Annotated in this window: 1 pseudogene; it reads right to left on the bottom strand. The window is 55.6% G+C overall.

Features of this window, described 5'->3' with window-relative positions:
• A pseudogene (locus B347_RS24990) lies at positions 1-644 on the bottom strand (hypothetical protein); the annotation flags it as partial.

Here is a 644-nt window from a genome sequence, read left to right as displayed (position 1 = left end):
TTGCCTTGGACAATTAAGCGCAGGCCAATTTGGTGAGCGGCTCGTGTGGCGGTCATCATGGCTAGCCAAGGACCTTTCAACGGCTCCCCCACTTTGCTGCTGAGCAACAACAATGAGGCGCTTAAGCGTTTTACGAGGGTGTTCCAAAGGCTATTGGCGTTGCCCGCCATCATACGCAGGCCAGAAAGAACGTTGAGACCCTGCGGTCCCAGCACCTTACTCATTGCGGCCATCGCATTGGCCTGATTTTCAATGCCCAGCGCCGCCATCAGTTCAGTTGCACGACTGTTCGTATTGACCGCCCCCTCAAGTGTAGGACTCCAGCCGTAGAACAATTGCCGCAATGCGCCGTCATCCGCGCTGCGCACGTACTCTGCGTATTGCTCTGCCCCGGCGTTGCGTAAGCACTGGGCGCTGAGGCACGCAAAGGCCATTTCATCCAGCCATTCACGGTGTTCGCTGTCGTGGTAATCCACACACCAAGTGCCGCTGCGGTGTCGCAGCAAGTACACGCCACGGTCGGCATATAGGGCTTCGTGTCGTTGTTGAAGATGAGAAAAATGCCTTGGGGCGGTTTTGTCGAGCCAATAGTTCATTGCTGGCAGGTCGATGTATTGTTCAACTTTGTCGCTGGTGTGAGTGTT

Origin of the sequence: Pseudomonas psychrophila HA-4 (genome assembly GCF_000282975.1) — a bacterium.
Lineage (GTDB): Bacteria > Pseudomonadota > Gammaproteobacteria > Pseudomonadales > Pseudomonadaceae > Aquipseudomonas > Aquipseudomonas psychrophila_A.
The sequence above is the reverse complement of the archived record's forward strand: the minus strand, read 5'-3'. Positions and strand labels throughout refer to the sequence as shown.